27 protein-coding genes and 1 riboswitch are annotated in these 26,172 nt (G+C 65.5%); of the genes, 10 read left to right on the top strand and 17 right to left on the bottom strand.

Annotation, left to right across the window (positions count from 1 at the left end; translation table 11 throughout):
• Positions 1–29 precede the first annotated feature (29 nt).
• Genes QU44_RS04980 through QU44_RS04990 form a run of 3 tightly spaced genes read right to left on the bottom strand, consistent with a single transcriptional unit; the run spans position 30 to position 3,092 of the window.
• A complete protein-coding gene (locus tag QU44_RS04980; RefSeq protein ID WP_197054245.1) occupies positions 30–467 on the bottom strand; it encodes an aspartyl protease family protein in 438 nt (145 codons plus the stop codon).
• Positions 454–765, bottom strand: a complete 312-nt coding sequence (locus QU44_RS18460; protein WP_197054246.1) for a hypothetical protein — start codon at positions 763–765, stop codon at positions 454–456. Before QU44_RS18460 ends, QU44_RS04980 begins: the two co-directional genes overlap by 14 nt.
• Entirely contained in the window at positions 762–3,092 is a 2,331-nt protein-coding gene (locus QU44_RS04990) for an FtsK/SpoIIIE family DNA translocase (protein WP_033920723.1), read from the bottom strand. The genes QU44_RS18460 and QU44_RS04990 overlap by 4 nt, the downstream gene beginning before the upstream one ends.
• Positions 3,093–3,396: 304 nt before the next feature.
• Between QU44_RS04990 and QU44_RS04995 the strand changes: the two genes are divergently transcribed.
• Positions 3,397–4,695 carry an Hsp70 family protein gene (locus QU44_RS04995; protein ID WP_033920609.1) on the top strand — a complete coding sequence of 433 codons (1,299 nt, stop codon included), beginning with the start codon at positions 3,397–3,399 and terminating at the stop codon, positions 4,693–4,695.
• Between the two features lie 248 nt (positions 4,696–4,943).
• Positions 4,944–6,155, top strand: a complete 1,212-nt coding sequence (locus QU44_RS05000; RefSeq protein WP_033920611.1) for a UbiH/UbiF/VisC/COQ6 family ubiquinone biosynthesis hydroxylase — start codon at positions 4,944–4,946, stop codon at positions 6,153–6,155.
• Between the two features lie 22 nt (positions 6,156–6,177).
• Here QU44_RS05000 and QU44_RS05005 read toward each other — a convergent pair whose 3' ends face one another.
• The 5 genes from QU44_RS05005 to QU44_RS05025 all read right to left on the bottom strand — a co-directional run bounded on the left by QU44_RS05005 (position 6,178) and on the right by QU44_RS05025 (position 13,563).
• Entirely contained in the window at positions 6,178–7,053 is an 876-nt protein-coding gene (locus QU44_RS05005) for a transglutaminase family protein (RefSeq protein WP_033920725.1), read from the bottom strand.
• A gap of 70 nt (positions 7,054–7,123) precedes the next feature.
• Positions 7,124–9,613, bottom strand: coding sequence for a circularly permuted type 2 ATP-grasp protein (locus QU44_RS05010; protein WP_033920613.1), 2,490 nt, complete (start codon positions 9,611–9,613; stop codon positions 7,124–7,126).
• Positions 9,614–9,685: 72 nt separating this feature from the next.
• Positions 9,686–9,886, bottom strand: coding sequence for a YbdD/YjiX family protein (locus QU44_RS05015; RefSeq protein WP_052134343.1), 201 nt, complete (start codon positions 9,884–9,886; stop codon positions 9,686–9,688).
• The gene (locus tag QU44_RS05020) at positions 9,870–11,951 is read right to left on the bottom strand and encodes a carbon starvation CstA family protein (protein ID WP_156140937.1); all 2,082 of its coding nucleotides are present in this window, start codon (positions 11,949–11,951) and stop codon (positions 9,870–9,872) included. The genes QU44_RS05015 and QU44_RS05020 overlap by 17 nt, the downstream gene beginning before the upstream one ends.
• A 142-nt stretch (positions 11,952–12,093) precedes the next feature.
• Complete coding sequence (locus QU44_RS05025; RefSeq protein WP_033920615.1) at positions 12,094–13,563, bottom strand: radical SAM protein; 1,470 nt, start codon at positions 13,561–13,563, stop codon at positions 12,094–12,096.
• A 209-nt stretch (positions 13,564–13,772) separates the two neighbouring features.
• On the opposite strand from QU44_RS05025, the gene QU44_RS05030 reads away from it, so the two are divergent.
• From QU44_RS05030 to thiC, 4 genes are all read left to right on the top strand, one after another.
• Positions 13,773–14,585 (top strand): sterol desaturase family protein, encoded by an 813-nt coding sequence (locus QU44_RS05030; protein ID WP_052134344.1) that lies wholly within the window; start codon positions 13,773–13,775, stop codon positions 14,583–14,585.
• Positions 14,560–14,934, top strand: a complete 375-nt coding sequence (locus QU44_RS05035) for a DUF2141 domain-containing protein (RefSeq protein ID WP_231621618.1) — start codon at positions 14,560–14,562, stop codon at positions 14,932–14,934. The genes QU44_RS05030 and QU44_RS05035 overlap by 26 nt, the downstream gene beginning before the upstream one ends.
• Before the next feature lie 68 nt (positions 14,935–15,002).
• Complete coding sequence (locus tag QU44_RS05040) at positions 15,003–15,887, top strand: MipA/OmpV family protein (protein ID WP_231621619.1); 885 nt, start codon at positions 15,003–15,005, stop codon at positions 15,885–15,887.
• 43 nt (positions 15,888–15,930) lie between these two features.
• A riboswitch (TPP riboswitch) is annotated at positions 15,931–16,039 on the top strand.
• A 39-nt stretch (positions 16,040–16,078) separates the two neighbouring features.
• Positions 16,079–18,007, top strand: coding sequence for a phosphomethylpyrimidine synthase ThiC (thiC, locus tag QU44_RS05045; protein WP_033920616.1), 1,929 nt, complete (start codon positions 16,079–16,081; stop codon positions 18,005–18,007).
• Between the two features lie 18 nt (positions 18,008–18,025).
• Here the strand turns inward: thiC and QU44_RS05050 are convergent, their stop codons facing one another.
• From QU44_RS05050 to QU44_RS05065, 4 genes are all read right to left on the bottom strand, one after another.
• A complete protein-coding gene (locus tag QU44_RS05050) occupies positions 18,026–18,586 on the bottom strand; it encodes a hypothetical protein (protein ID WP_052134345.1) in 561 nt (186 codons plus the stop codon).
• Positions 18,583–19,329: a hypothetical protein gene (locus tag QU44_RS05055; RefSeq protein ID WP_156140939.1), complete on the bottom strand. Its 747-nt coding sequence runs from the start codon at positions 19,327–19,329 to the stop codon at positions 18,583–18,585. The genes QU44_RS05050 and QU44_RS05055 overlap by 4 nt, the downstream gene beginning before the upstream one ends.
• Before the next feature lie 113 nt (positions 19,330–19,442).
• Positions 19,443–19,709, bottom strand: coding sequence for a Txe/YoeB family addiction module toxin (locus tag QU44_RS05060; RefSeq protein ID WP_033920617.1), 267 nt, complete (start codon positions 19,707–19,709; stop codon positions 19,443–19,445).
• Positions 19,706–19,960 (bottom strand): type II toxin-antitoxin system Phd/YefM family antitoxin, encoded by a 255-nt coding sequence (locus QU44_RS05065; RefSeq protein WP_033920619.1) that lies wholly within the window; start codon positions 19,958–19,960, stop codon positions 19,706–19,708. Before QU44_RS05065 ends, QU44_RS05060 begins: the two co-directional genes overlap by 4 nt.
• 280 nt (positions 19,961–20,240) lie before the next feature.
• On the opposite strand from QU44_RS05065, the gene QU44_RS05070 reads away from it, so the two are divergent.
• The gene (locus tag QU44_RS05070; protein WP_052134347.1) at positions 20,241–21,029 is read left to right on the top strand and encodes a hypothetical protein; all 789 of its coding nucleotides are present in this window, start codon (positions 20,241–20,243) and stop codon (positions 21,027–21,029) included.
• A gap of 89 nt (positions 21,030–21,118) precedes the next feature.
• Here the strand turns inward: QU44_RS05070 and QU44_RS18850 are convergent, their stop codons facing one another.
• The 4 genes from QU44_RS18850 to QU44_RS05085 all read right to left on the bottom strand — a co-directional run bounded on the left by QU44_RS18850 (position 21,119) and on the right by QU44_RS05085 (position 22,487).
• Positions 21,119–21,244 carry a hypothetical protein gene (locus tag QU44_RS18850; RefSeq protein WP_265548805.1) on the bottom strand — a complete coding sequence of 42 codons (126 nt, stop codon included), beginning with the start codon at positions 21,242–21,244 and terminating at the stop codon, positions 21,119–21,121.
• Between the two features lie 66 nt (positions 21,245–21,310).
• Entirely contained in the window at positions 21,311–21,619 is a 309-nt protein-coding gene (locus tag QU44_RS05075) for an alkylphosphonate utilization protein (RefSeq protein ID WP_033920621.1), read from the bottom strand.
• On the bottom strand, positions 21,616–21,900 hold the full coding sequence (locus tag QU44_RS05080; RefSeq protein ID WP_033920740.1) for a DUF427 domain-containing protein: 285 nt from the start codon (positions 21,898–21,900) through the stop codon (positions 21,616–21,618). The genes QU44_RS05075 and QU44_RS05080 overlap by 4 nt, the downstream gene beginning before the upstream one ends.
• Before the next feature lie 11 nt (positions 21,901–21,911).
• A complete protein-coding gene (locus tag QU44_RS05085) occupies positions 21,912–22,487 on the bottom strand; it encodes a hypothetical protein (RefSeq protein WP_033920623.1) in 576 nt (191 codons plus the stop codon).
• Positions 22,488–22,546: 59 nt separating this feature from the next.
• Between QU44_RS05085 and QU44_RS05090 the strand changes: the two genes are divergently transcribed.
• Positions 22,547–22,909: a tRNA-binding protein gene (locus QU44_RS05090; RefSeq protein WP_033920625.1), complete on the top strand. Its 363-nt coding sequence runs from the start codon at positions 22,547–22,549 to the stop codon at positions 22,907–22,909.
• Positions 22,910–22,941: 32 nt separating this feature from the next.
• On the opposite strand, the gene ubiG is transcribed toward QU44_RS05090, so the two are convergent.
• Positions 22,942–23,712, bottom strand: coding sequence for a bifunctional 2-polyprenyl-6-hydroxyphenol methylase/3-demethylubiquinol 3-O-methyltransferase UbiG (gene ubiG / locus QU44_RS05095; protein WP_052134348.1), 771 nt, complete (start codon positions 23,710–23,712; stop codon positions 22,942–22,944).
• Positions 23,713–23,764: 52 nt separating this feature from the next.
• Between ubiG and QU44_RS05100 the strand changes: the two genes are divergently transcribed.
• Both QU44_RS05100 and QU44_RS05105 read left to right on the top strand, forming a co-directional pair.
• Complete coding sequence (locus QU44_RS05100) at positions 23,765–25,021, top strand: aspartate kinase (protein ID WP_033920626.1); 1,257 nt, start codon at positions 23,765–23,767, stop codon at positions 25,019–25,021.
• Between the two features lie 132 nt (positions 25,022–25,153).
• On the top strand, positions 25,154–26,146 hold the full coding sequence (locus tag QU44_RS05105) for an NAD(P)H-dependent flavin oxidoreductase (RefSeq protein ID WP_033920628.1): 993 nt from the start codon (positions 25,154–25,156) through the stop codon (positions 26,144–26,146).
• Positions 26,147–26,172: the final 26 nt, after the last annotated feature.

Below are 26,172 nucleotides of genomic sequence, written 5' to 3' on the forward strand. Positions count from 1 at the left end.
GGTTCCGCGATGAAGGCGGGGTGAACTGTTCAGGGCAGCGTGAGCGTGGCGGTTTCATCGCGGCGGATGTGCAGGTCGCACTGCCCGATTACGTCCATACCGATCAGCACATCGTGGTCGAAGCTTGCCAACAGCTCGAACGCCAGTAGCCCTTCTTCGAGCACATAGAGCCGCTGCGGATCGGACGATAGGCGCTGGTCGCCAGAATCGCCGGTCGGGAAGCCGATCCGCGCATTCACCTCGGCCGCCACGATGATGCCATTTGCGGTTCCCACACGACGCCGCCCCCGACGCTGCAACCCCAGCGTATCGATCACTCGCGGGTGAAAGGCCGAGCCGGTGGCTCCGGTGTCGAGCAGGCCGACGGTGTGCAACGTCAGAAACGGATTAGGATCATCGGGCGCGCTCAAGATCACCACCGGCAGCAGCAATTGTCGCCGACTATGCCGCCATTCAATGGATGGCATGGGCGTATATGCCGAACTCCACGGGTTCGTCGGTGACTTTCTGGATCGAATATATCCGGTCCTCAAAGCGAGCAGCACCCGCCAAGCCGGCTGCGCTGGCGGTGTCGAAGAACCCGATGACCTCGCCATCGCGCATCAGTGCGAAACGATCGCGTTGAGTGAGGAGATACTGCCCGAGCATCCGCTCGAACCGATCGAAATTAATCTCGATCTCACGCTGCTGACGTTCTTTGTCCAAGGCCGTTCTCCCAAGCGTGCGAATGCCTACCCGATCTTTGGTCGAAAGGGAATCGCTCACGCCAGCGGCCGTCCCTCCTCGTCCATCTGCACTTCGCGGCGGCCGACATGGTCGGGCTTCGATACCAGCCCGTCCTTTTCCATCCGCTCGATCAGCCGAGCCGCCGAATTATAGCCGACGCGCAACTGGCGTTGAAGCCACGAGGTCGATGCCTTCTGGCTCTGTGCGACCAGCGCGATCGCATTGCGATACATCTGGTCTTCGGGGCTGTCGCCGCCTTCGGGTGCGCCGTCCATGCTGAAGCCGGCATCGTCGTCGGGCTCATTGGTCACCGCGTCGATATAATCGGGCTCGCCCTGCGCGCGCCAGAAATCGGCGACCGCCTGCACCTCGTCGTCGCTCACGAACGGGCCATGCACGCGGCTGATCTGCTTGCCATAGGGCATGTACAGCATGTCGCCCTTGCCCAGCAGTTGCTCGGCACCCTGTTCGCCCAAAATGGTGCGCGAATCGATTTTTGACGTCACGTGGAAGCTGATCCGCGTCGGCAGGTTCGCCTTGATCACGCCGGTGATGACGTCGACCGAGGGGCGCTGCGTCGCCATGATCAGGTGGATGCCCGCCGCGCGCGCCTTTTGCGCCAGCCGCTGAATCAGGAATTCCACCTCCTTGCCGGCGGTCATCATCAGGTCGGCCAACTCGTCGACGATGATCACGATCTGCGGCAGCACCGACAGGTCGAGCGTTTCTTCCTCGTGCACCGGGCGACCATTATCGTCGTAGCCCACCTGCACCTTGCGGCCCAGTTTCTGCCCCTTGGCTTTGGCCGCGCGCACCTTTTCGTTGAAGCTCGCCAGGCTGCGGACGTTGATGCTCGCCATCATGCGATAGCGATCCTCCATCTGCTCGACCGCCCATTTGAGCGCGCGCACCGCCTTGGGCGGATCGGTGACGACGTCGGCGAGCAGATGCGGGATGCCCTTGTACATGCTCAATTCGAGCATCTTGGGATCGATCATGATCAGCCGGCACTGATCGGGGGTCAGCCGATACAGCAACGACAGGATCATGCAGTTGAGCCCCACCGACTTGCCCGAACCAGTGGTGCCCGCGACCAGCAGATGCGGCATCGGCGCGAGATCGGCGATCACCGCATCGCCCGAAATATTCTTGCCCAGCACGATCGGCAGCGTCGCCGATTGGTCGGCAAAGCCCTGGCTGCCCACCAGTTCGTGCAAATTCACCGGCTCGCGCCGCGCATTGGGCAGCTCGATGCCGATCACCGTCCGCCCCGGAATCGTCGCGACGCGCGCCGAAATCGCCGACATGTTGCGCGCGATGTCGTCGGCGAGCTGGATCACCCGGCTCGCCTTGATGCCGGCGGCAGGCTCTAGTTCGTACATCGTCACCACCGGCCCCGGCCGCACCCCGACGATCGCGCCCTTGACGTGGAAATCGTCGAGCACGCTTTCGAGCAGTCGCGCATTGCGCTCGAGCGATGCCTTGTCGATCGTGTTCTTGGCCCCCACCGGCGCTGGGGTAAGCAAGTCGAGCGGCGGCAGCTTGTAATGATCGCGCAGGTCCAGGCTGGTCTGCGGCTTGGGCTTGGCGGGCGGCGGGGCGAGGCTCGGCTCGGCGATCACCGGCGCTGGGCGGTTGTCGGGGGTCACCGGCTTGCGCGGTGCCGATGGCATCCGCTTTTCGATCAGCGCTTCGTGATCGGCCAGGACAAAGGGTGCCGAATCACGGTCGTCCTCGTCGATCGCGTCGCCCACCAGCTCGGTCCGCGCGCGGCGCGGCAGCCAGTTGCGGTCGACCCACTGGATCGTCAGCCCGCGCCCCCACAGCACCGCACCCGCAATTCCGGCGATCACGCCGGCGCCGCGCCCGGTCCATAGTTCGGCGACTGGATTGCCGATGAAGTCGATCGCCCAATTGGCCGCCGCCGCGATCCCCATCGCAAAAATGCCGCCATAGCCCGCAGGCAGCGCCAGCACCGAACCGCCCGCAACAAAGGCAAGCGCGGTGCCCATCAGCACGGTGCCGATCGTGCAATCGCGCAGCATCGCCTTCCAATCGCCCACCGGCCGGTCGCGCCACAGCCGTAGCGCGAGCACGACGCCCAGCGGCAACAGCATCACTGCAGGCACCCCAAACAGCGATAGCAACAAGTCGGCGGCATAGGCCCCCGGCGTCCCCAGCCAATTCTCTGCAGGCCCGCCTGCTGCGGTGTTGAACCCCGGGTCGCTCGGGCGATAGGTCGCCAGCGACACCGTCAGCGCGATCACCAGCAGCAGCAGCGCGGCGGCGGCCAGCATCGCGCCCGATCGCATCGCACCCGCCCGCATGGTGTCGCGCCAGAGCCTGGGCTGCGCACGGCTCGCCATCGAAACTTCCCCTGATTCGGTTGCGGCGTCGATCACAGCCGGAACGTACCGGGAATCATCGCGCGAAAGCCGGGTGGGCGTCAAGGTTGCTGGGCGGGGGTAAGTGGTTTCCCGCAGAGGCCGCAGAGGAGAAAGGTCATAAGCCGCAAAGCGGCTATAAGCATCCGCGTACAATGGCGTGCCCCCGCAACAGCGCGCACTCCACAACCTCAGCGCCCTCAGCGCCTCTGCGCGAAATTCAAACCTTCACGCCGCTCGCCCCAACGTGTACCGCGCCCGGCCCGCTCCCAACCCCGGACGAATCATGCCCCCTGCCTCCCCGTCCGCCATCGGCATCGATTTCGGCACCACCAACAGCGTCGTCGCGGTCGCGCGCGATACGCAAAACGCCGATCTGGTCGCGCTCGGATCGCCCACAGGCCAGGATGCGGTGTTCCGCTCGGCGCTATGCTTCTGGCAGGACGACGACGCCCCCGGCGGCATCGCGGCAGAGGCTGGCCCCTGGGCGATCGCCGAATATCTCGAATACCCGCAGGACAGCCGCTTCCTGCAATCGTTCAAATCGGTGGCCGCCAGCACCAGCTTCGAACATGCCAGCGTGTTCGACCGTCGCTATCGCTTCGAAGAACTGGGCCGCCTGTTCCTTGATCGCCTCGCCGCGCGCGCGAACGGCGCATTGGACGGCGGCAACCGCCGGATCGTCATTGGCCGCCCGGTCGAATATGCTGGCGCCCGCCCCGACGAGGCGCTCGCGCGCACCCGCTACGCGGCGATGTTCGCCGCGCTCGGCGCCGATTTGCACTATGTCTATGAACCCGTTGGCGCAGCGTTCAGCTATGCCGCGCGGATCGACGAGCCGGCCACGATCCTGGTCGCCGATTTCGGCGGCGGCACCAGCGACTTTTCGGTGGTGCGGATCGAGCGTCCCGGTGCCGCGCGCCGCTGCGTGCCGCTGGGCCATGCCGGCGTCGGCATTGCAGGCGATCGCTTCGACGCGCGGCTGATCGACCGGCTCGTGCTGCCGCTGCTGGGCAAGGGCGGCACCTATCGCTCGTTCGACAAGGTGCTCGACATCCCCGGCGGCTATTTCGCCGACTTCGCCGATTGGTCGCGGCTCGCACTGATGCGCAACCGCCGCACGCTCGCCGAACTCGAAAAGCTCCGGCGCAACTCCACCGATCCCGCCGCGATCGGGCGGATGATCGCGGTGATCGAGGCCGAACAGGGCTATCGCCTCTACGACGCGGTCGGCCGTGCCAAGCGCGACTTGTCGGCGGCGGACACCGCGCGCTTCGCGTTCGAAGGCGGCGGCGTCGCGATCGAGACCGAGGTCACCCGCGACCAGTTCGAAGCCTGGATCGCGCCCGACATCGCGCGGATCGACGACGCGGTCACCCGCGCGCTCACCGCTTCGGCCACCGAACCCGCCGCGATCGACCGGGTATTCCTCACCGGCGGCACCTCGCTCACCCCGCGCATCCGCCGCCTGTTCACCGACCGCTTCGGCGACGATCGGATCGCCACCGGCGGCGAACTCACCTCGATCGCGCACGGCCTGGCGCTGATCGGCGCGCAGGACGACGTCGCCGCCTGGGCCGCGTAATCCGCGCCCCGGTCACCCCGCCACCCGCCCTCCCCGCCCACCACGTCATCCCCGCGAAGGCGGGGATCCAGAGCCGCGTCTCCCAACGCCCCTGGATTCCCGCCTACGCGGGAATGACGAAGGAGTAGGCCCGCACGTTTCGAACTCCCGGCCCGTTCATTGCGAGCGAACTCAAGAAACCGTCCCGACCGCGCCGATACCCCCCAAGGTCCATTCCCAACCCGCCGCACACCGCCTACATCAGCGGCATGAGCGATGTCCTGATCCTCGGCGCCGGCCTTGTCGGCAGTGCGCTGGCTACCGCCCTCGGTTCGCATGGCGTCACCGCCACCGTGATCGACCCCGCCGACCCCGCAACCATCCTGGCCGCCGATTATGACGGCCGCGCCACCGCGATCGCCAGCGCCAGCCACCGGATGCTCGATGCGATCGGAGTCGGCGCGCGGCTGGCGGGCAAGGGCTGCCCGATCGCCTCGATCCGCGTCAGCGACGGCCTCGAACCCGGCGCGCTCGATTTCGTCCCCGACGCCGGTGATGGCGCGCTGGGCGTCATGTACGAAAACCGCCATTTGCGCGCCGCGCTCCACGGCACTGCCGCCGAAACCCCCGGCGTCGATGTCCGGATGAACACGCGCGCGGTGCATGTCGAACGCCACGATGCCGGCGTCACCGCCACGCTCGACGATGGCAGCACCGTCACCGCGCAATTGCTGATCGCCGCCGAAGGGCGCAACTCGCCGACGCGCGAGGCCGCGGGCATCCGCATGGCCAAATGGCGCTACCAGCATGTCGCGATGATCGCGACCTTCGGCCATGAGTACCCCAACGACAATTGCGCCTATGAAATCTTCTACCCTGCCGGTCCCTTTGCGATCCTGCCGCTGGGCGACGACGAGCATGGCCACCGCTCGGCCCTGGTGTGGACCGTCCACGAAAACGACGCCCCCGGCATGCTCAAGCTCTCCGACCGCGCCTGGCTGCACGAAGCTGAAAAGGCGATGGGCGGCTTCCTCGGCAAGCTCGGTCCGCTGTCGAAGCGCACCAGTTACCCGCTGGGCTTCCACCACGCCGCGACGATCACGTCGAACCGCCTCGCCCTGGTTGGCGACGCGGCGCACGGCATCCACCCGATCGCCGGTCAGGGCCTGAACCTTGGCTTTCGCGACGTCGCCACGCTGGTCGAGGTGCTGGTCGAGGGCAAGCGCCTGGGCCTCGACCTTGGCGACGCGCAGATCCTCGCCCGCTACGAACGCTGGCGCGGGCTCGACACCTTCCTCGTCGCGCTCGCCACCGACGGGCTGACCCGCCTGTTCGGCATCCCCGGCAAAAGCGCCTCCGCCGTCCGCCGCTTCGGCATCTCGGCGGTCAATGCGATCCCCCCGCTCAAAAACCGCTTCATGGCCGAAGCGCGCGGCGAAAGCGGCGATTTGCCGAAGCTGTTGCAGGGAATGTCGGTCTAGCCCAGCCAAGGGCGGGCAGCGGTCACACCGGCGCGACGTCTACCGACACGTCCATCGCCTGCGCGCCCGAACCCAGCACCACGCCGTCGATCGGCGCGATGTCACCATAATCGCGCCCGATCGCGACGATCACATGATCCTCGGCCATCCAGATGCCATTGGTCGGATCGACCCCGATCCAGCCATGATCGGGGCCGCACCACAGCAAAACCCAGGCATGGGTGGCATCGGCCCCCACCAACCGCTCCTCGCCCGGCGGCGGCAGCGTGCGCAGATAGCCCGATGCATAAGCGGCGGGCAGGCCGGCGGCGCGCAGGCCGCAAATCATGATCTGCGCGAAATCCTGGCACACCCCGTGCCGGTTGGCGAAGGCTTGCGCGGGCGGGGTATCGACCAACGTCGCTTCGGGATCAAAGGCGAATTCGCGCTGGATCCGCTGCGCCAGCGCAATCGCCGCGTCCAGCCCGCCCCGATCGGGATCAAGCTCCTGCGCGCACCAATTGGCGATGCCATCGTCGATCGGGATTCGCGGGCTGGGAAACAGATAGGCGGCGGGCGACAGCGCCGACAGATCGCGGCTGGCGCGCGCCATCGCCCCGATGTCGCGCAGGCTGGGATCGCCGGCACCGGGCACCGGGATCAGCCGTTCGACCACGACATTGGCGATGCTTTCGATCGTCAGCACCTCGACCGGGCTTTCGATTACCAGCCGCACGACATTGGCCAGCCCCGCCTGCGCCCGCGCCGGCTTGGTCCGCCCGCCCGGCAGGATCGTCAGCTTGTAACGTTCGATCCGCTGCCCCGGCCATTCGATCGGCTGCAGCCGCAGATTACATCGCGCGAACGCTACCGGCTCGTCATAGTCGAACCGGGTGACATGGCGGATGGCATAGCGCATCATCGGGCGGGGCGTCCGCACAGGTTCAGATCGCGTACCATTGCCTCGTTGGTGCTGAGAGACAGAATATTCACGCCAGCGTAAGCCCCGCGCCGCGCAACGGTTCCGCGCCTTGCAGGAAATATCGCCGCGCCACTGCTTCGGCCAGAATATACAGCTCGGCCTCGACCGTTTCCAACGTCGCCGAATCGAGCGTCGCCGCGCTTTGCGTCGATACCATCGCGCTCAGCCGCGTCGCCGCCAGTTGCTGCGGCTCGCCCAGGCCATCGTCGCTCAGCACCGGCAGCGCCGCCAGATGCGCGCCGATCGCCGCCACCTGAAACGCCAGCCCGCGCGGATTGCCCGGATCGAGCGCCACCAGGTCGATCGCCGGCACCCGCGCAATCCCGGTCAGATAGCGCTGGCGATAGCTGATCTGGCTGTCGGCCAGGTCGAGCAATGTCGACAGGTCATCGGCGGTCGACGCATCGATCCCGAAGGCCACCAGGTTCCGCACCGTCTTTATCGCGCGCTCGACCCGGCGGCCCAGATCGTGGAATCGCCACGCATCGGTTCGCCCCATATGCTCGGCCGAAAGCCCGGCCAGCGCGGCATAGCGGCGTTGCAGCGACCCTGCCCGGTCGAGGATGCCGCCGCGCGTCGGGTGCGGCGCATCGAGCAGCCGGATCATGTCGGCGGACAGCCGGTCGCGCGACACCCGGCCCAGGCCGCGCGCCTGGCGGTTGGTGGCGCGCACCGAATACCAGCCTTCCTCCACCCCCTCCATCGCCGCCAGCGCGAACGCGGTCAGCTCCTGCCGCTTCAGGCTGGGCGGCGCGGGCGCGGCCCCGCTTTCGACGATCAGCCGCACCAGCCGCTCGACCGTCGGCGCCGCCAGCGCCGCCCCGGTATCGGCGCTGATCGAATTGCCCAGCAACACGCGGATGACGCCAAGCAGCGCCTCGCCGCGCTCGAGATAGCGGCCCAGCCAAAAGAGATTGTCGGCCACCCGGCTGGGCAGCGTCCCCGGATTGCGCCGCAGATGCTGGGAATCGACCGCCGGCAGCAGCGACGTCGGCTTGACCGGTTGCGGGCCGTGCACCACCACATCGGCGGACCACAGCCCCTCGCCCATCGCGGTCGCGCGGACATCGCCCAGCCGCCCCAGCCGCGCAAAGCCGCCGGGCAACACCGTCCAGCCCCCCTGGCCGTTGCGCGCCGCGAACACCCGCAGCGCAAAGGGCCGCGCCGCCAGTGCATCGTCGATCACCACCGGCATCGTCGACAGATGCACCACTTCCTGCCCGACATAATCCTGCGGCCGCAGCGCCATGTCGGCCAGCAACGCCGCGCGCTCGGCGGGGTTGAGCTCGGCCCCCACCACCGCGTTGCAATCGGGCAGCACCCGCGTCGGCACGCCGAACGCCGATGCGATGATCATCTGGTCGATCGAGCCGGCAACCTGCGCCGCCTCGCGCGGCTGGCCGCACCACCAGGTCGCGATATTGGGCAGTTTGAGCGCATCGCCGGTCAATTGCGTGCAAAGCGCGGGCAGGAACGCCGCCAGCGCCGGGGCTTCGAGCACGCCTGCACCCGGCGCATTGGCGATCACGACATTGCCCGCCGCCATCGCGTCGATCAGCCCCGGTATCCCGATCGCCGAGGTCGAATCGAACGCCAGCGGATCGAGCAGGCGTGGATCGGTTCGCCGCCAGATCGCGTCGATCCGCTTCAGCCCGGCGATGGTGCGGACATATAATTTGTCCTCGAGCACCGTCAGATCGGCCCCTTCGACCAGCAGAAACCCAAGATAACGCGCCAGATGCGCCTGTTCGGCATAGCTTTGGTTCAACCGCCCCGGCGTCAGCAGCCCGATTCGCGGCTCGACGCGGTGGCATGCCTCGGCCAGCCCCTCGCGCAATTGCGCGAAAAACGGCGCATGCCGCTCGACATGCAGCCGCGATTGCAGCCCCCCCAAGGTGCGCGAAATCGCCAGCCGGTTTTCCAGCGCATAGCCAGCGCCCACCGGCGCACGAAGCTGGTCGCCCAGCACTCGCCATTCGCCGCATGGCCCCCGGCACAGATCGACCGCGACGAAATGCAGGTGATGGCCCCCCGGCGGATCGAGCGCCATCATCGGGCGCAGGAACCACGGGCTGCCGGTCACGACGCTGGCGGGCAAATGCCCCTCGGACACCAGCCGACCGGGGCCATAAATATCGCCGACGATCGTCTCGAACAATTCGGCGCGCTGGATCACCCCGGCCTCGATCCCGCGCCATTCCTCGGCCTCGATCATCAGTGGGATCGGCGACAGCGGCCAGGCGCGCTCCTCGCTTTCGCCGGCGATGCGAAAGCCGGTGCCGATGTCATCGGCCTGGCGCTGTGCCCGCTCGCGCGCATGTTCGAGCGAGTCGCCGGTCACCCCGGCCAATTCCTCGAACGCGGTGCGCCATGCATCGGCGGCAGCACCGGTCGCGCCGCACAGCATGTCGCCGCGCGGCTGGTCGCTGCAATAATCCTTGATCCAACGATCGGCGATCATGCCGGCGTCGAACAAGCTGGTCGCGCGCGTCGCCATCACCGAACTTCCCGTTACCCGCGGCAGCGAGACCACAAGTCCCGTGGCGACGCAACCAATTGCCTCAGCGCATCAGCAGCAGCGCGGCGTCGATCCCGGCCCGGTGCCGTATCGCCGCTCGATCCGGTTGCGGTGGAACTCGGCCAGCGTCATCACCGGCTCGCCCGGATGCAGCGCGGCGCGATGCGCGACATAGCCGTCATAATCGGGCACCCCCACCATCAACCGCGCGGTCTTGGCCGCGACCCGCCAGCCCTCAAGCAACCGCGACATCGCCGACCTCCAGCACCGTAGGCCGATCGCTCGCCAGCGCCTTGCGGCATGCAGCGATGCCATAGGCGACGATCGCCAGCACCGCAGTCATGAACAGCGCGCAAAGTCCGGCGTCGATCCGGTCGTTGAAGATGATCCGCCCCATCTCGGCCATCGACTTGGCCGGGGCCAGCACCTCGCCGCGCGCCGCCGCGTCGGAAAAGATCTGTGCATGCGCCAGGAATCCGATGCGCGGATCGGCGTCGAACATCTTCTGCCACCCGGCGGTCAGCGTGCAGATCAGCAGCCAGCTCGTCGGCACGATCGTCACCCAGGCAAAGCGCTGCCGCTTCATCTTGAACAGGATCACCGTTGCCAATGTCAGCGCGATCGCCGCGAGCATTTGGTTCGAAATCCCGAACAGCGGCCACAGCGTGTTGATCCCCCCCAGCGGATCGGTCACCCCCTGATAGAGAAAGTAACCCCAGGCGCTCACCGCCAGCGCGGTCGCCAGCAGATTGGGCACCAGCGCCTTGGTCTCCTTCATCACCGGCACCACCGACCCCAGCAGATCCTGGATCATGAACCGCGCCACCCGCGTTCCCGCGTCGACCGTGGTGAGGATGAACAGCGCCTCGAACAGGATCGCGAAATGATACCAGAACGCCATCAGCGCCTGGCCGCCGATCACCTGGCTCAATATCTGCGCCATCCCCACCGCCAGCGTCGGCGCACCGCCCGCACGTGACAGGATCGTCCCTTCGCCCACATCGCGCGCGATCCCGTCGAGTGCTTCCGGCGTCACGACGAAGCCCCATTCGGCGATCACGCGCGCCGCCTCGGCGCTGGTGGTGCCGATCAGCGCGGCGGGCGCGTTCATCGCGAAATACACCGCCGGGTCGAGCACGCACGCCGCGATCAGCGCCATCACCGCGACAAAGCTCTCGGTCAGCATCGCGCCGTATCCGATGAAGCGAAGGTCGCCCTCGCTCTCGATCATCTTCGGCGTCGTCCCGCTCGAAATCAGCGCGTGGAACCCCGATACCGCGCCGCATGCGATGGTGATGAACAGAAAGGGAAAGATCGTCCCCGCAAACGCCGGTCCGGTGCCGTCGACGAAGCGCGTCACCGCGGGCATCTGCAATTCGGGCCGGACGATCAATATGCCCAGCGCCAGCCCCGCGATCACCCCGATCTTCAGGAAGGTCGACAGATAATCGCGCGGCGCCAGCAACAGCCACACCGGCACCACCGACGCGATAAAGCCATAAGCCATCAGCAACAGCGCCAGCGTCGGCCCGCTAAAGGTGAACCACGGGGCCAGCGTCGCCGATCGCGCCACCGGCTCGCCCCCGACGATCGCCAGCATCAGCAGGACGAAGCCGATGGCCGACATCTCGCCGATCCGCCCCGGCCGCACGAACCGGCCGTAAATTCCCATCAACAGGGCGATCGGGATCGTCGCGAACACGGTGAAGGTGCCCCACGGGCTGCCCTCCAGCGCCTTGACCACCACCAGCGCCAGCACCGCGAGCAGGATCACCATGATCATCAGCACCGCGACCAGCGCGATCGTGCCCGGCACCCGCCCCATTTCGGATCGCACCATATCGCCAAGCGACCGCGCATCGCGCCGCGTCGAAAAGGTCAGGATCAGGAAATCCTGCACCGCGCCGGCAAACACCACCCCGGTGAGCAGCCACAAGGTGCCCGGCAAATACCCCATCTGCGCCGCCAGCACCGGCCCCACCAGCGGCCCCGCGCCGGCGATCGCCGCGAAATGATGGCCGAACAGCACGTTGCGGTTGGTCGGCACGTAATCGAGCCCGTCATTGCGCCGCACCGCCGGGGTCGATCGCGCCCGATCGATCCCCAGCACCCGCCGCTCGATGAACAGCCCATAAAATCGATATGCGATCGCATAGGTGCACAAAGCCGCGACCACCAGCCACAGCGCATTGATCGGCTCGCCGCGCATCAACGCGGTAAACCCCAGCGCTCCCGCGCCCGCCAGTGCCACCGCCACCCAACCGATCAACGCCGGACCGCGCGGCAGGAAGGGGGGCTGTGCGGCGGCAGCGGCCATGCGAAATCCTCCGGTTGCGCGGCGCAGCGCCGATCGCTTTCCCCGTTGATGCCACCACCCGAACCGCGACGCATCTCCTAAATCCTCCCCGGCACGGGGGGTCAGGAACGCCGCACCAACCCCGCTCGTCCCGGGGGCGAACTCAGCCCCGGCCGTCGGCGGTCTCCAGTTCGCTGTGGCTGGGGATGAAATCGATCAGATTGCCGATGTTGACGCGCTTTTCGCGCAGCCGTGGATCGCGCATCGAATCGAGGAAGTCGGCATGCTGCGGATGGCTGTTCTGGAACACCGCCTTTGCCTGATATTCCTCGGGGCTGAACGTGCCCCAATTGGTCACGCGGCCGAAATAGATGCCGGTCACGTCCAGCCGGTTCGCCAGGTCGACCGCATCGGGCATCTCGCGGTAATTTTCGGTCTGCACGGTGTAGCAAAGGTGGAATTGCTCGACCTGCCCATCGCGCAGCAGTTCGGCGGCGAAGTCGAGATTGTCGAGCATCACCTCCCACCGCGCGCCGCGCCGCAGCAGCTCGTGCGTCGGCTTGGTCGATGCATCGATGCTGATCTGCAGGCTCTGCACCCGGTTATGCAGCGCGGGAAAACGCTCCCATTCGCGGCGCGTCAACAGCATCCCGTTGGTCATCATGATGAAGCGCAGGTCGGGATATTCGTCGGCGGTCAATCGCTCCATCAGCCGGCGGAAGTTCTTCGATGCGAACGGATCGCCCGAACCGGTGATGAACACCGTCTTGGCATCCTTGAGCATCGGCAGAATACTGCGCTCCTGCAACCGATCGAAACGTTCGCGCAGCACCGAATCCGCCGCGAATTTCTCGACGCGGCAGCTTGGGCACGAAAGATTGCAGGTGCGATCATAGGCCAGATTGACCTTTTCGGGGCCGATCGCGAGCCGGGTGAGCTTTTCCTCGACCACCGCGCGCCATTGCGGCGACTTGTCGGCGACAGCCGCGCGCGTGGGCAACTGGTTGGTCTGGATCGCGGGGCAGGCGGTCTTGTTGCAATGGCGATAGCTGCCGTCATGGATACTCGCGCGGATCCGCTCGGCATTCTCCGAATTCCACACTTCCTGCCAATTATCGGCGGCGCTCATATTCCCCACCGACAGGCCCAGCCAACTCGCGCAACATAGATGCGTACCGCTCTCCAGCACGTCGATCTCGTGAAACGGGCGCATACAGAATTTGTCGGAGAGATCGAATTTCGGATTTTCAGGCGCGAGCAGCGACTGGAGGTGAAACACCAGCCCCTGCACCAGGGGCGATTCGCTGTTGGCGCTCGAGATATTGGTCAGCAGGTTCAATGCGCCGGCGGGGTCACCCTCGATCGCCTGTCGCATCGCCAGTAATGCCGCGAAGGCGACCCGAATGATCGGCTGCGGCGACTGGAGCAGGGCAAGATTGGCCTGCATCGCATCGGGCAGCGCGGTGATCTGGGCAAGGAACTGCGGAAACGCTTGCCAGATTTCGGGATGGTCTACCCCGTCGCACAAGTCCTTGATCAACAGACCGAGCATCTGTTCGGCGATGTCATAGCTGTCGTGGACGGCGGCGGGTGCCGAATCCGAATAGGTCGATTCGCTGCTTGATATATCCATTACCGCTTCCTGCTTGCCCGTTTTACCTTCTTTATAGGCCGTTCAACTACCCTTTGCGGATGCTGCCAGCAGAAGGCATCCGAATGCGAGGTCGGGCGCGGCGATCAGCGCCCGTTGTTCTGCAACAAGATTTAGCAGGGATCGCAGTCCGCCCCACACCCCCACCCAATCCCCTAGCGCCCGCCCCCCCGCTGCCCTACACCACCCCCATGTCGATCGGTCTCGCCATCCTCCTGTCGGCGCTCGCGATGACGGTTATCGTCGGCGTGCGCTATCTCCTTGCCAGCGGCATGTTCGCGCTGCTCACCCGTGCGACCCGGCCCGGCCTCTATGCCGGGCTCGATCAGCAGATCGGGCGTGAGATCAAATGGTCGATGATGTCGGCGGCGATCTATGGCGTTCCGGCCGGTGTCATCGCCTGGGGCTGGGACAATCACGGCTGGACGCAGATTTACAGCGATGTCGGCGCATACCCCTTATGGTATCTGCCGGTTTCGGTGTTCGCCTATCTCTTCCTGCACGATACATGGTTCTATTGGACGCATCGCTGGATGCACATTCCCAAATGGTTTCGCATCGCGCATGCCGTCCATCACGCCAGCCGCCCGCCCACCGCCTGGGCGGCAATGGCGTTCCACCCGGTCGAAGCGCTCACCGGCGCGGTCATCATTCCGCTGCTGGTCTTCGTGATTCCGATCCACACTGTCGCACTATGCATTGTTCTTACCGTGATGACCGTTATGGGGGTGACCAACCACATGGGGTGGGAAGTTTTTCCTAGGTTCATCGTGCAAGGGCCAATGGGACGATGGCTGATCACCGCCAGCCATCACCAGCGGCATCATGAACGATATGGGTGCAACTATGGACTATATTTCCGTTTCTGGGATCGGGTCTGCGGCACCGACAAGGGGCTTGGCGATTTCGCCGCGCTTTCGGCCTCGCGCGCTTCGCGTGCTGGCGCTGCCGCTGGCGGCGAGCATGCTGGGCGGCGCGATGCCGGTGTCGCAGCTGAAGGTTGACGTCGGCGAGCTTCGCAATGCGCGCGGCGTTCTGCAAATCTGCCTAACCGCCGATCCCGATAATTTCCCCAATTGCATCGACGATGCCCGCGCGGTTTCGCGCGTGGTGCCCGCCGCCGATCACGGGGCGGTGTTCGACGGGCTTCCGCACGGCAATTATGCGATTGCGGTGTTCCACGACGAAAACAGCAACCGCAAGCTCGATACCTTCGCCGGCATCCCGCGCGAAGGCTTCGGCTTTTCGCGCAATCCGCGCATCGGCTTTGGCCCGCCGCGCTTTTCGGCGGCGCGCTTCGCTTTTGCCAGTGATGCCGGGATACAACAAGTACGGCTTCGATACATGCTTTGACGCACTGCGGCGGAACCAATAACTGAACGGCTGCGTTTAGCCGTCTTATTCCCCCGGAGTGCTTTCCCTTGAAAACCAAGCTTTTGCTGCTTGCCGGTTTCGGCTTGTCGTTCGTTGCCGTTCCCGCGCTGGCGCAGGAGGCCGGCCCGCCGGCCCCGGCTCCCGTGCCCACGCAGCAGCCGGCAATGGGTGATCCGCGCGCCGATTTCGTCATCGCCGGTGCCGGCATCGGCATCCTGCCCAATTATGAAGGGTCGAACGATTATGGCGTGTCGCCGGTCCCCGCCGCGATCGGCCAGGTCGACGGCTTCCGCTTCGTCTTCCTCGGCAATCGCCTCAGCGTCGATCTGATCCGCGATGGCTTTGGCCCCACCGTCGACCTTCAGGCCGGCCCGATCGCGGTCATCGGCTTCAACCGCAACAGCGCCGATGCGATCGACGACCCGCAGGTGGCATTGCTCGACGAACGCAACACCGCGATCGAGCTTGGCGGCTATGTCGGCATCGGCAAGACCGGGGTGATCACCAGCGACTATGACCGGCTGTCGGCGACGATTTCCTATCGCTATGACGTTGCCGGCGCGCATGACAGCGGCATCCTCACCCCCACGCTCGCCTACACCACCCCGCTCAGCACCAAGGCGATTGCCGGGCTGTTCCTGTCGGCCGAGCGGGTGGAGCAAGGCTATGGCGACGCCTATTTCAGCGTGTCGGCCGCCGAATCGCTACGCAGTGGCTTGCCGGTGTACGACGCCGATGGCGGGTGGAAGAATTATACCATTGGCCTGGCGGGTGCCTATTCGCTCACCGGCGACCTCACCGGCGGGCTGCAACTGGTCGCGGGCGGCACTTATCGCCGGCTGCTCAATGATTTCAGCGCCAGCCCGGTCACCGCGATCGCGGGTTCGCCGCACCAATGGCTCGGCACCGTCGGGCTTGCCTATTCCTTCTGAACTGCTGCGCGCTTGTGGCCAGGGGTGATCGCGCCTAGATGTGTCTGGTCCCCGGGGGAGCGCCGATCCGCGCTTGAGAGGAAGGCTGGAGCCTTCGACCCGCTGAACCTGATCCGGTTAACACCGGCGTAGGGAGGGAGCGGCGCTTCTTCCCAAAGCCCCGTGCTCTCCCACAGATTTTGGAGAGCATCATGGCCGACGTCCCCGCGCGCACTGAACTGAAGGTTACCACCGGCCCGATCCGGGGCAGCCGCAAAATCCATGTCGGCCCGCTGGGCGTTGCGATGCGCGAGATCGTGCTCGATCCGAGCTGCGACGAACCGCCCTTGCGCGTCTATGACCCTTCCGGCCCCTATACCGACGTCAATGCCCGGATCGACATCATGGCGGGCCTGCCCGAACTCCGCCGCGACTGGATCGTCGCTCGCGGCGATGTCGAGCAGGTCACCCAGCGCGAAGTCCGCCCCGAAGATAATGGCCAGCTCGGCCCCGATCGCTCGGGCGGCGTCCAGCCCTTCCCCAATGTCCGCAAGCAAGTGCTGCGCGCAAAGCCCGGCGCTAACGTCAGCCAGATGCACTATGCCCGCCGCGGCATCATCACGCCCGAGATGGAATATGTCGCCACCCGCGAAAATCTGGGGCGCGAACAGGTCATCGGCCATATTCGCGACGGCTATGATTTCGGCGCGTCGATCCCCGATTACGTCACCCCCGAATTCGTTCGCGATGAAGTGGCGAGGGGCCGCGCGATCATCCCCAACAACATCAACCACCCCGAATCCGAACCGATGGCGATCGGCCGCAATTTCCTGGTCAAGATCAACGCCAATATCGGCAACAGCGCGGTGGCAAGCGACGTCGCCAAGGAAGTCGACAAGCTCGTCTGGTCGATCCGTTGGGGTGCCGACACCGTCATGGACCTGTCGACCGGCCGCAACATCCACGACACCCGCGAATGGATCCTGCGCAATTCGCCCGTGCCGATCGGCACCGTGCCGATCTACCAGGCGCTCGAGAAAGTCGGCGGCATCGCCGAGGATCTCAACTGGGACATTTTCCGCGACACGCTGATCGAACAGGCTGAACAGGGCGTCGATTATTTCACCATCCACGCCGGCGTCCGCCTGCCCTATATCCCGATGACTGCCAGGCGCGTTACCGGCATCGTCAGCCGCGGCGGATCGATCATGGCCAAATGGTGCCTCGCGCATCATCAGGAAAGCTTCCTCTACACCCGGTTCGAGGAAATCTGCGAGATCATGAAGGCGTATGACGTTGCCTTCTCATTGGGTGACGGCCTGCGCCCCGGCAGCATCGCCGACGCCAATGACGAAGCGCAGTTCGCCGAACTCCACACGCTTGGCGAACTCACCAAGATCGCGTGGAACCACGACATCCAGGTGATGATCGAGGGGCCGGGCCATGTGCCGATGCACAAGATCAAGGCCAATATGGACAAGCAGCTAGAGGCATGCGGCGAAGCCCCCTTCTACACATTGGGGCCGCTAACCACCGACATCGCGCCGGGCTATGACCATATCACCAGCGGCATCGGCGCGGCGATGATCGGCTGGTTCGGCTGCGCGATGCTGTGTTACGTCACCCCCAAGGAGCATCTGGGCCTGCCCGACCGCGACGACGTCAAGGTCGGCGTCGTCACCTACAAGCTCGCCGCCCACGCCGCCGATCTCGCCAAGGGCCACCCCGCCGCCAAGATGCGCGACGATGCGCTGAGCCGCGCCCGCTTCGAATTCCGCTGGCGCGACCAGTTCAACCTGTCGCTCGACCCCGACACGGCGGAGCAATATCACGACCAGACGCTGCCGGCCGAAGGGGCCAAGACCGCGCATTTCTGCTCGATGTGCGGCCCCAAATTCTGCAGCATGAAGATCACCGCAGAAGTCCGCGAATTCGCCGCCAAGCAAAACCAAAGCGCCGACAGCTTCCTGGCGGCATCCTCTTCTTCCCCCCTCCCGCTGGCGGGAGGGGCCGGGGGAGGGCCTGTAGCCACCCCCATCACGCCGTCAGAAGCCGAAGCCGGCATGGCCACGATGAGCGACATCTTCAAACAAACCGGCAGCGAACTCTACATCGGCGCAGCCGGGAGGGAGCGGGATTAGTCCGTCGCAGCAACGTGGCTATTCCGTAGGGCGAGAGGGTTGTCCGTCTGGCGGCAACCCGGCCGAAGTAAATAGGTTGTCGGTGCCTTCGGGCACTGGCAATTCCCAAGTACTCACGACGTCCATTCCAACGAGACGTGCGAACGCAGCCAGCCCTCGATCGTCCGAGTAGAGGCGCTTAGCGGCAGCCACCCTCGCTACCGCAATTATCTGGCGGTCGTATTTGACTTTCTGCCACGGCTGCCCTGACCCGCCGCGCTTGTCGCCGCTCTCCAATGCCTCCTGTGTCATCAGAGCAACCTCGATGGCAGCGCGCACATCGAACGGGCACAGCCGAACCCTTGCCTGCCCCTGCAATTGCTCTAGCACCGCCGGGCCTCCCTTGCCTGCGCGTACGAGCAATTCTGCAAGAACAGGTGTCGGCACAATCAGAGTATCAGCGGCAGACATTCCTGCTATCAAACCAACCACCCGTTCACGGGCATTGGTCACAGGTTCGCCGGTATCGGGGTCGTCTGGGGCGCGCGCGTCAGGATTGATCAGCAACGCAAGCGCTGAGCTATCCAAAGCGAGGATCATTGATCCTCACTTTCGTCATGGCGAAGTGCCATAATATCGCGCGGAGCGCTTTCTAGCATCAGGCCGTTGTCGGGGACCGAACGTACGCGCGATAACGTATCTGCGATCGAGCGCTCATCCAACAACTCGAACCGTTCAACTCGAAAGTCGAGCATTCGCCAAACGCCATCTGGCTGCCGCTCAAATCGCCCGTTGCCGTGTAATTTCACCAATGGGCCATAGAGTAGCTTCGCCAAGTCGCGAGCTATATCCCTCTTCATGCTCAGGTTTACGTGAAAGGTATCGCCGTCCTGCAAAGTGGCATGCGCGGTGCTGTCGCGACCACCGACGGCAACCACTTGGCCCTCCACCGTAGTATCTTCCCGGAAGGGCGGGAATGAAAGCGGCTTGGCGCGATCACGCCCCGCAAAAGGAATAATCACTCTACCCGATATGGTTTCTGTCAGAGATCCCACTGCATTGTCGTTCGCGAGCAGAGTCTCCAACGCCTGCTTGGCTGCCATCGCATCCTTTGGCGCAGACCCTATGCGAACGTTGTTAAGGCGGTTTTCAACTTTGGGCGCGTCTACTGCATCAACCTTGTGGACTAGCTTCGCACTTCCCTCATCGACCCGAACGAAATGGGTATGCTCGGGATGCCCCAGCATTTTAGCTAAGGCGGTTAGATATTCCGCAAGCCGCGCCATGGGCAATGTGTCGGGTGTAAATGCGTCGATCTGGAAGACATACTCAATCGAATTCACGGATGCCTCCCTCTCTTGCTGAAGCCGCAGGATACGGCCTGATGCAGAGTACACAGCCAGATTCTAAGCGAAAAGGATTAACTGAGGTATCGACGCAAATGCCCCCCACCTCCTCAATAATGATACCGGCACTGCGCCACTTCCAACGCCTGCCCGTCACCCTTACCCGTAACCCGATACACCAGCCGATCCTCGCGGGTGATCCGGCGCGACCACCAACCGGCTAGATTGCCGCCCAGCGGTTCGGGCTTGCCGGTCCCGCGAAAGGGATCGCGCATGCATTCCTTTAGCAATGCGTTGATCCGCTCCAACCCGCGCCGATCGTCGCCCTGCCATTCGAGATACTGGTCCCAGGCGCGCGACGAAAACACCAGCTTCACGGCGCGATCAGGTCGCGCTCGCTGCCCTTGCCCGCGTCGAGTTCGGCGATCGATTCGATCAGTGCGCGCGCGTTCGCGGGCGATTGCAGCAGGTACAATGTTTCCTCGATCGACGCCCATTCGCTCGCCGAGATCATCACCACGCCCTCACCGCGCTGGCGCGTGATCGCCACCGGGGCCTTGTCGGCGACGACGCGATCGACCACCGCCTTCATATTGGCGCGCGCTTCGGAGATGCTCAGGCTTTCCATACCAACAATGTACGCTGTCGCGTACAAAGCACAATCCCCCGCCGCCATGCCCGAGCGCCCCCCTCGTCACCCCGGACTTGATCCGGGGTCCACGCGATCCGCGCCCCTCGGGCAGGACGGCAGCGGTAACCGGCTTGGCCGGATGCCGGGTCGCGCCCGGCATGACGAAACCCGCGCACCCCCTTGATGGATGCCCCGCCGCCACACCCGCCGCCAATTCCATCCAACACGCGCCCGCCCGCGCTGTCCTACAGCCCCCGATTCATGCTTGCCTCGCGCCATGCCAAAAGCTCGCCGCCCCATTCCGCCCGCGCCGCCATCGCCGCCCGCCGCCGATGCCGCGAACGCCATGCCCGATTTCGATCCGGTCCCGTTGCGCGAACGAAGCGACGGCTGGTCCCCCGATCGCCAGATCGACTTCATCGAAGCGCTCGCCGCCACCGGCTGCGTCACCCAGGCCGCCGAATCGGTGGGGATGAACCGGGTCGCCGCCTATCGGCTGCGCGGCGATCCCAGGGCGGCCAGCTTTCGCGCGGCTTGGGGCTGGGCGCTCGAACACGCCGTCGCGCAGCTTTCGGACGCGGTGACGTCGCGCGCGATCCACGGCGTCGCGCGCCCGGTCTTTTATCAGGGGCAACAGGTCGGCGAGCGGCGTTATTATGACGAGCGGCTGGCGATGTTCCTGCTGCGCTATCGCGATCCGATGCGCTACGGCGCGTGGATCGACAAGGTGAAGTCCGTCAGTCGGCACCCCGAGGCGGCGACCCTGGGGTTCCTCGATTCGATGATCGCGCTCAGCGACGATGCGCATGCCGAGGCGTTCGGCGATCCGCCCGCGGGCCGGCGTCCGATGTCGCCGGGTGCCCGCTGCGTCATGCCCGACACTCCCGAAGAGGCGCATGAAAAGCTGGTCGCCGAAAACGACCGGATTCGCCAGGACCGGGGCAAGGAGGCGACGCGCGCCGACGACGCCGAATCCGACCTTGCCGAGCTGCGTGCGGCGGTCGCCACGGGCAGGGCGGCAACCGGCGAAACGGGCGGGGAAGGGGCGAATCCAGGGGGTACGTAGTGTAGCTTTTGTAGCTTTCCGCGCCGCCAACGCCGCCCCCGAGCCCTCAACCGCCAAGCCTTAGCCCCCGGAGCCTCAGCCCCCGAACCTCACCCCTTGGCGTCGAGCCCCACCGGCTTGCCCTTGGTCGACGGATTCGATGCGTTTTGCTTGGGTGGCTTTTCGGCCTTGGGCTTGCGCGTCTCGCGGCTGGTCTTTTTCTGGCCCTTGGCCATGATCGGTTCCTGAAGAGGCGGGAGGCCCCGGCGCGATATTACGCTGGTTCGCGACGCCCCGCCAGCTTAGCGTTTGCGGACGAATTCGGCACGCAGGACCAGCCCCTTGATCCCGTCGAACTTGCAGTCGATTTCCTGCGCGTCGCCGGTCAGCCGGATCGATTTGATCAGCGTCCCACGCTTCAATGTCTGGCCTGCACCCTTGACGGTCAGATCCTTGATCAGCGTCACCTGGTCGCCATCGGCAAGGATATTGCCCACCGAATCGCGCACCTCGACCGCGCCGTCATCGCCCGCCGCAGCAGAGGCAACCGCCCCCGCCGCAATCCATTCGCCGCTGACTTCGTCATAGACATAGTCGCCACTGTCGCTCACGCGCTCACCTCGACACCCTTCCAGAACGCCAGCCGCCCCTTGATCTCTGCCGCCTTCGCCTTTGGCTCGGGGTAATACCAAACCGCATCGCGATTCTCGGCCCCGTCGACCACCAGCGTGTGATACTGCGCGGTCCCCTTCCACGGGCAGTTGCTCGTCGTCGCGCTTGCTTTCAGCAGCGCGGGATCGACCGAATCGGCGGGGAAATAATGATTGCCCTCGACCACTACGGTATCGTCGCTCGACGCGATCACTTTGCCCCTCCAGCGTGCCTGTACCATCGTGTTGCTCCTCATTGGCCCCAGGGCGGCGGCGGTGCCGCGACGGGGCGGGTCAGGTCGAACGCCACCCGGAAATGCCGGTCGGCGCGCCGCAGCCCATAAGCGAAGATGGTGTCGCTCGCTTCGACTTCCCACACATTGGTGGTCGATGCCGTCCGCCCCGTCGCGGTGAACAGCGCGATTGAGGTGGCATCGACGGGGAAGGACTGAAAGGTGGCAGTGCCCGGCCCTGCGGTGTCGCCGCCATATTGGGTCACCGAATCCTCGCTGCCATCGGCATGGCGATGGTCATGTTTCAGCCGCAGCCCGCCCGGCGTCCGGCTGATCACCCAGGTCCGCGATCGGTCGTCACCGACATGGAAAGGAATGCGAATGGTATCCCCCGAACAATCGCGAACCTGCATCACCAGCGGCTTGTCGGCAAAGCCGGCATCGGCGGGATCATCGGTCGTCACCCGCCCGGCAAACGCCTTGCCACACAAAGCCTGCAACCGCCCGAAGAACGTCCCCTGCGCATCCTGCGCCGGCCGCGCCGCACATCCTGTCAGCAGCATCGTCGCTGCCATGCCGATCGCCAATCTGTTCATCGCCAACCCCTATCGTCTTCGCCCGTGCAGACAACCCGCCGCTGCGTTATGCTGCCTCGATGGACGCCACCCAAGTTCCGCCTGCGCCGACGATCGGCTTCGACCAGTTTCTAGCCGTCGACATCCGCGTCGGCACGATCCTGGCCGCCGAAGTATTTGCCAAGGCCCGCAAGCCAGCCTTCATCCTCACGATCGATTTCGGCCCGGCGATCGGCATCAAACGCTCGTCGGCGCAGATCACCGATCATTATACGCCAGAGGCATTGGTCGGCACCCAGGTCGCCGCAGTGGTCAATTTCTCGCCGCGCCAGATCGGCCCGATGATGTCCGAAGTGCTGACGCTTGGCTTTCCCGATGCCGACGGGCGGGTGGTGCTGGTCCGTCCCGATCAGCCGGTGCCCGACGGCAACCGGTTGTTCTGAAGCCAGCGGGGCGGCCCGCAGCGCCGCCGGGTTCAGGTGCCGGCCGCAGCCACCGGCAACGATGCGGGGCCGGTCGGCTCGGCGCGCACCGCCGTCACCAGATAGTCGAGCGACACGTCGTCGCTCAGCACAAAGCCGCGTGCCGCGCTGAACGACAGGCCGCGCGTATCGGTCACCATCAGCCCCGCCGCCGCCAGCAGCGCGGTCAGCTCTTCGGGGGTCAGGAACTTGTTCCAGTCATGCGTCCCGCGCGGGATCATGCCAAACCCCTCTGCCACCGATACCATCGCCACCCGCGACAAGGCGGTGCGGTTGGGCGTCGACAGCACCAGCAGCCCGTCATCGGCCAGCGCATCGGCCAAGCCGCGAACGAAGCCGGCGGGGTCGGCGACATGCTCGATCACTTCCATCGAACACACCAGGTCAAATCGCTCGCCCGCCAACAAATCGAGTTCGCCCGCCAGATAGCGTATGTCCAATCCGGCGCTGGCAGCATGCGCCGCCGCCGCGCCGATATTTTCGGGCGCTGCATCCACCCCGGTCACTGCCGCACCCAGCCGCGCCAGCGGTTCGGCCAACAGCCCCGCGCCACAGCCAACATCAAGCGCGCTTCGCCCCCGCAGCGGCTGATAGTCGTTGGGCTCACATCCCCAATGCGCGTCGATCGCCGTGCGGATATGCCGCAATCGTACCGGATTCAGCCGGTGCAACATCGCCGATGTGCCCTTGGGGTTCCACCAGTCGGCGGCGAGCGTGCCGAAATGCGCGGCTTCGGCGGGGTCGATCGTGATTGCCTTTGTCATTCGGCTTTCCTAACAGTCCGCGCCATTGCTCCCAAGAGGGTCTGAAGGCGGCATGGCGCGCATCGTAATGAAATTTGGCGGCACTTCGATGGCAGGCATCGAACGTATCCGCACGGTTGCCGCGCTGGTAAAGCGCGAATGGGATGCCGGGCACGAGGTCGCGGTGGTCGTTTCGGCAATGGCGGGCGACACCGATCGCCTGGTCGGCTTTTGCCGCGAGGCATCGGCGCTGTATGATCCGCGCGAATATGACGTGGTGGTGTCGAGCGGCGAACAGGTGACGTCGGGCTTGCTGGCGATCGCGTTGCAGGCGGCGGGGGTGCCGGCACGCAGCTGGCTCGGCTGGCAATTGCCGATCCACACGTCGGACGCCCACGCCTCGGCACGGATCGGCGAGATCGAAACCGATGCGCTCAACGCCAGCCTTGCCGCGCGGATCGTCGCGGTGGTGCCCGGATTTCAGGGTGTGTCCGATGCCAATCGGGTGACGACGCTGGGGCGCGGCGGGTCTGATACCTCGGCAGTGGCGATGGCGGCGGCGATGAAGGCCGATCGCTGCGACATCTACACCGACGTCGATGGCGTCTATACCACCGATCCGCGCATCGTGCCGCGCGCGCGCAAACTGCAAAAAGTGACGTATGAGGAAATGCTCGAACTCGCGAGCGTCGGGGCAAAGGTGCTCCAGACGCGCTCGGTCGGGCTGGCGATGAAGGAGGGGGTGCGGGTGCAGGTGCTTTCTTCCTTCGTCGGCGAAGACGGGGCACCCCGCCCCGGCACGATGATCGTGGGCGAAGAGGAGATCGACGATATGGAACGCCAGCTCATCACCGGAGTAGCGCACGACAAGAACGAAGCGAAGGTAACGCTGGCCGAAGTCCCCGACCGGCCGGGTGCGGTCGCGGCGATCTTTGGCCCACTGGCTGCTGCCGGCATCAATGTCGACATGATCGTCCAGAATGTCGCGCATTCGACCGGCTCGACCGATGTTACCTTCACGGTGCCCAAGGCCGACCTTGCCCGCGCGCTCGACACGCTCGACAAGGAGCGCGCGACGATCGGCTATGCCAAGCTGATCCACGATCCGCGCGTCGCCAAGATTTCGGTGGTCGGCGTCGGCATGCGAAGCCATGCCGGTGTCGCCGCGACGATGTTTGAAACGCTGGGAGCGCGCGGCATCAACATTCTCGCGATCGCCACCAGCGAGATCAAGGTGAGCGTGCTGGTCGAAGAGGATTATACCGAACTTGCGGTACGGGTACTGCACACCGCCTATGGCCTCGACGCGCCCGAAGTCGCGGCGGCGTAATTATCCCCCTCCCGCTTGCGGGAGGGGCCAGGGGAGGGCATGTCATAGGCCATGACAGACACCGTAATCGAACAGACCCTCCCCTCCGCAACCACCGGAACGACTACCGGTCAGGACCGCCTCACCCGCCGCATGGCGCGCGGCGTCGAATTTCTCGGCTCCGAAGTCGCGATCATGTGCGGCGCGATGTCGTGGGTGAGCGAGCGCAACCTTGTCGCCGCGATGTCGAACGCCGGCGGCTTCGGCGTGGTCGCTTGCGGCGCGATGACTCCCGAACTGCTCGACCGCGAGATCGCCGCCACCGGCAATCTCACCGACAAGCCGTTCGGCGTGAACCTCATCACGATGCACCCGCAATTGTTCGAGCTGATCGACGTCTGCGCGCGCCACGGCGTCACGCATATCGTGCTGGCTGGCGGCCTGCCGCCCAAGGGCAGCCTGGAGGCGATCAAGGCGACCGGCGCCAAGGTCATCGCGTTCGCGCCTGCGCTGAGCCTTGCCAAGAAGCTGATCAAATCGGGGGTCGATGCGCTGGTGATCGAGGGGATGGAGGCCGGCGGCCATATCGGTCCGGTCTCGACCAGCGTGCTGGCGCAGGAAATGCTGCCCGAGATCGCCGATCAGGTGCCGGTGTTCGTCGCCGGCGGCATCGGTCGCGGGGAGGCGATTGCGGGCTATCTCGACATGGGCGCGGCGGGCGTCCAGCTCGGCACCCGTTTCGTCTGCGCCACCGAATCGATCGCGCACCCCAATTTCAAGCAGGCGTTCCTGCGCGCATCGGCCCGCGACGCGGTCGCGACCGTCCAGGTCGATCCGCGCCTGCCGGTGATTCCGGTGCGTGCGCTCAAAAATGCCGGATCGGACCTGTTCATCGCCAAGCAGCGCGAAGTCGCCGCCACGCTGGATTCACTCACCGACAAGGTGGCGATGGCCGAGGCGCAGCTCCAAATCGAGCATTATTGGGCGGGCGCGCTTCGCCGCGCGGTGGTCGATGGCGATATCGAGCATGGTAGCCTGATGGCGGGCCAGTCGGTCGGCATGGTGACCAAGGAGGAGCCGGTTGCCGAGATTATCGCGTCGTTGATGGCGCAGGCAGCACAGGCGCTGGAAAAACGCGCCGCTTGACCCTCGATCCGCAGCGATTGGCGGCG

Origin of the sequence: Sphingomonas sp. 37zxx (assembly GCF_000786205.1) — a bacterium.
Classification (GTDB): Bacteria; Pseudomonadota; Alphaproteobacteria; order Sphingomonadales; family Sphingomonadaceae; genus Sphingomonas.